Below are 3,610 nucleotides of genomic sequence, written 5' to 3'. Positions count from 1 at the left end.
GGTGCAGTGGAGGAGGCCGGAGGTCGCCCGCGCCGCCGCGCGCCGTTGGGGGCGCCGGGTCCTGGACCCGTCGGGCGGGATCGTCCGAGGCGCCGTGGCTGGACGCATCTTTACGGACCGCGCGGAGTACGACTGGGCCTGCGGGCTCATGCATCCCCTGGTGATGGCTGAGCTGGAACGCCGCGTCGCCGAGCTTTCGCCGGACCGCTGGGCCGTCGCGGAGGTGCCGCTTCTGTTCGAGGTGGGGCGCCCCGCGTGGGTCACGGCGGCGGTCTTCGTCACGGCGCCCCGCGCGCTGCGCATAGCGCGCTGTCGCGAGCGCGGCTGGGGCGAGGACGAGCTGACCCGCCGGGAAGCCTTTTACCTGCCATCGGACGAGCGGATGGCCTTGAGCGACTTCGTCCTCAACAACGAGGGGGACCTGGCGTCCCTGCGCCGGAAGGCGGAGGCGATCGTTCAGGATATCCATCAGAACCCCTATCCATGACGACTTCTTGCCTGTTTGTTTGCAGCGTCTGGTGCGGGCATGGGGGCTGCAAGGTCATTTTTTGTCGTCGTCTGGCTTCTTTTGTTTTTTTAGGATGGACGGTTTGCCGAGATGAGCTGTCGCTTCGAGGCAAGTTCCTCGTTGAGGACGACGACGGAAGTCGGCGCAAAGCGCCAGATTCTGACGAGGGGGCGAAGGGACTGTCGTAGAGCATCCTGTATCGGCGGCAGCCAGCCTTTTGGATGACCGTTGATTACAAGCACAAAACGCACGTCGAACTGAGATAAATCGAGCAATTCAAAGGGGCCTGGTAATTCTGCTCCAGCCTGTCGATGTCGCCCAAGGAGGGAGGCCAGGGTCAGGGAGAGGGCATCGATCCATTTTTCCCGGACTTCCGCGATGAATTGACTGAAGTCAGGCTCGCTTTTTGGTCGGGGAGAACTCGACTTGGCCTCCACCACCCAAAGCATGGCGGGCCTGTTGCTGTCGGCGCGCAGCAACAGAAATTCCGCCATTTTTACCCCTTGCCGAATGTCTTTGTAGAGGGCACTTTTCTCAATGTGAAAACAGCGTTCGGAGGGGTAGGGGCCGAACGTCATCCCGGACTCGTCGATGGTAATGGTCTCAATAGAGGTCATCGGAGCGCCATGTCCACTTCTTTTTCGTAAAGCCGGATCGATTCGTCGATGATCGCATTGTCCGGCATCCCGCTCCTGAGGTCGTCCGCTGTCCAGTGTCCATCCTCAGCCTGTGCCGAAAGCACGGGGATGGACAGTTTCCGTTCCTGAGCGATCAGGAAGAGCTTCTTGATGACGAAATAGGAATGGCTGGCCATAAAGAACTGGATTCCACGGCTCGCCAACGTCGCCACGATATCGAGGAGTGCGGAGATCGCCGAGGGATGCAAGGCGGACTCCGGCTCGTCGAAAAAGACGATGGCGCTAAGATCGAGATAACGATTGCCAAGCAACGTATCGAGAATGGCAATTTTCTTGACCCCTTCCGCCGTCACTCCGATGGGAAACTTTTGGCTGCCTTTTCTGAACTGCCAGCGTCCTGAGGCCTCGTCGTACTCGATGCGACCGCCCAGGATGTCCTCCAGGCTCTGGCGTGAGGCGGCGAATTCGGTATAATTTTTGCCCTTTTGGGTGGACTGGCGCAGCGCCCTGGCGAGGTCCAGATAGGTGTCGTCAAAACCGAACACCTTGTCCTGTTCGCGGGACTTCAAGATGATCTGCTGCAGGGATAGAATTTCCTTTGCCGGAAGGAAGATGGAGTTGCTCGACCTTGGAGGGATTCCATTTTCCAGCGAGGTAATCTGTTTGGTCGTGTCCCTGCCGAAGCTGTAGGAGAAATCCTCGTCGTTGAAGCGAACGACACAGGACAAGGAGGCGGCACCCTTTGTCACCAGATCGCCGATCCTGTCCAGCTGAAAGGTCCAATAGAGCTTATCCGCAAGGATCTCCGCCTCCGTCCTCCGGTCGTCGCCACGTTTGTATTCTTCGATCGTCCGCATGGCACTGTACAGGACTTTCAGGAGAAAGGTCTTTCCCGAGCCGTTGCCCCCGACCACCAGATTGATGGGGCCAAGTCCCGTCCATTCCAGGTGGGAAATCGGGCCAAAATTGTCGAGTGTGATGCCGTTTATCATAAAATAAAGCGCCTCCGTTGGGGTGTGTCCAAGGCGGTCGTTGCCCTGCACGAGTGGCCTTTCGCCCCTGTTCTTATCTCAATTTAAAGAACGAACTGAGATTAGCTCTCCTAAATAAATAATAGCATAGTATTGATACCAAATCGCGTCTAATGTGGACTGTCTCCCCTGAAAGGGGAGGTGCCGCCAAGGGCGTCGGATGGTTGTGTTTCAAGGACACTCGTTCTTTGTACGTTTCATAATATAATAGGTACGCACCAATATCGGGGAAGGAGGGAAGTGAGGGGAGCGGAGAGCGGACCGTTTTGCAGGCGTCCCGCTTTCCCGTGAGGATTTTGCGCTCTCCCGCTCACGTCGTGTCCTTATGTATCTGATAACGAGCCACCTCAACACGGACTTTGATTCGCTGGCCAGCATGATCGCCATCCAGAAGCTGTATCCCGACGCCGTGATCTGTCCGCCCGGCGCGATCGGCCGCAAGGTGAAGGACTTCCTGAACCACTACGGGCATCAGTGGAACCTGCTGAAGCCCAAGAAGGTCCCGCAGGACCAGGTGACGCTTATGGTCGTGGTGGATACGCGGGCGCGAAGCCGCATCGGGCCCTTCGCGGCCCTTGCGGGGCGCCAGGACGTCACCGTCCACGTGTACGACCATCACCCGCCGACGATGGACGACATCCCGGCGGAGAAGATGTGCTATGCCCCGATCGGGGCCACGGTAACGATGATCGTGGAACAGCTCGTCAAGGAGCGCAAGAGCATCTCGCCGGAGGAGGCGACGCTCTTTGCCCTGGGCATCTACGACGACACGGGCGCGTTGACCTACGAGTCCACGACGGAGCGCGACATCCTGGTCGTCGGCCGCCTGCGCGAGATGGGGGCCGACCTGTCCCGGACCCTGTCCCGCGCGGAGGTCTCCATGTCCGCGGCCGACCTCCACCTGCTGGATACGTTGGCCGAGAACGCCAGAGAGAGCTACATCAACGGGGCCAAGGTGCTGCTGACCTGGGCCAGGACGGAGGAGTACGTGGAGGGGCTCTCGCTCTTCGTGCACCGCCTGCGCGACTACTACGACTCTCACGTCACCGTCTGCGTGGTGTGCAACGGGGGAAAGAAGGACAACGTCATCGTCAGGAGCTCTCCGGACGTCCTGAACGTCAAGGACTTCCTCACGCCCTACGGCGGGAGCGGTCACCTCCAGGCGGGCTCTGCGACGGTGCTGGACCGAGACCCCCAGGAGCTCCTGGCGGAGATCGAGTCGAAGCTCCCTGCGCACATCCCGCAGCTGGTGGACGTGGGGAGCGTCATGACGTCTCCGGTGCTCGCCGTGTCGCCGGACGCCCGCGTCGATGAGGCGTACCGAACGATGCTGCGCTTCGGGCATCAAGCGCTGCCCGTGGCCAACGCGGACGGCGAGGTACTGGGCATCATGACCCGCAAGGACCTGGACAAGGCGCACATGCACGGCCTGG

At 60.1% G+C, this 3,610-nt stretch carries 4 protein-coding genes; 2 read left to right on the top strand and 2 right to left on the bottom strand.

Annotated features, from left to right (window positions below; genetic code table 11):
• A partial coding sequence (locus tag SY1_RS11555) for a dephospho-CoA kinase (RefSeq protein ID WP_208873856.1) occupies positions 1–487 on the top strand: 487 nt, incomplete at its 5' end.
• Positions 488–576: 89 nt separating this feature from the next.
• Here the strand turns inward: SY1_RS11555 and SY1_RS11550 are convergent.
• Together SY1_RS11550 and SY1_RS11545 are read right to left on the bottom strand one after the other, a co-directional pair.
• Positions 577–1,125, bottom strand: a complete 549-nt coding sequence (locus SY1_RS11550; protein ID WP_015557126.1) for a hypothetical protein — start codon at positions 1,123–1,125, stop codon at positions 577–579.
• Positions 1,122–2,138 (bottom strand): AAA family ATPase, encoded by a 1,017-nt coding sequence (locus SY1_RS11545; RefSeq protein WP_015557125.1) that lies wholly within the window; start codon positions 2,136–2,138, stop codon positions 1,122–1,124. The genes SY1_RS11550 and SY1_RS11545 overlap by 4 nt, the downstream gene beginning before the upstream one ends.
• Before the next feature lie 364 nt (positions 2,139–2,502).
• On the opposite strand from SY1_RS11545, the gene SY1_RS11540 reads away from it, so the two are divergent.
• Positions 2,503–3,610, top strand: a 1,108-nt coding sequence (locus SY1_RS11540; protein WP_208873855.1) for a CBS domain-containing protein, incomplete at its 3' end; no start/stop codon positions are given.

Source organism: Fretibacterium fastidiosum (genome assembly GCF_000210715.1).
Lineage (GTDB): Bacteria > Synergistota > Synergistia > Synergistales > Aminobacteriaceae > Fretibacterium > Fretibacterium fastidiosum.
This window is presented reverse-complemented; position numbering and strand designations above follow the sequence as displayed.

Coding starts and splice junctions, on each gene's coding strand:
- SY1_RS11550 (WP_015557126.1), bottom strand. CDS start 1,125: ATGACCTCTATTGAGACCATTACCATCGACGAGTCCGGGATGACGTTC.
- SY1_RS11545 (WP_015557125.1), bottom strand. CDS start 2,138: ATGATAAACGGCATCACACTCGACAATTTTGGCCCGATTTCCCACCTG.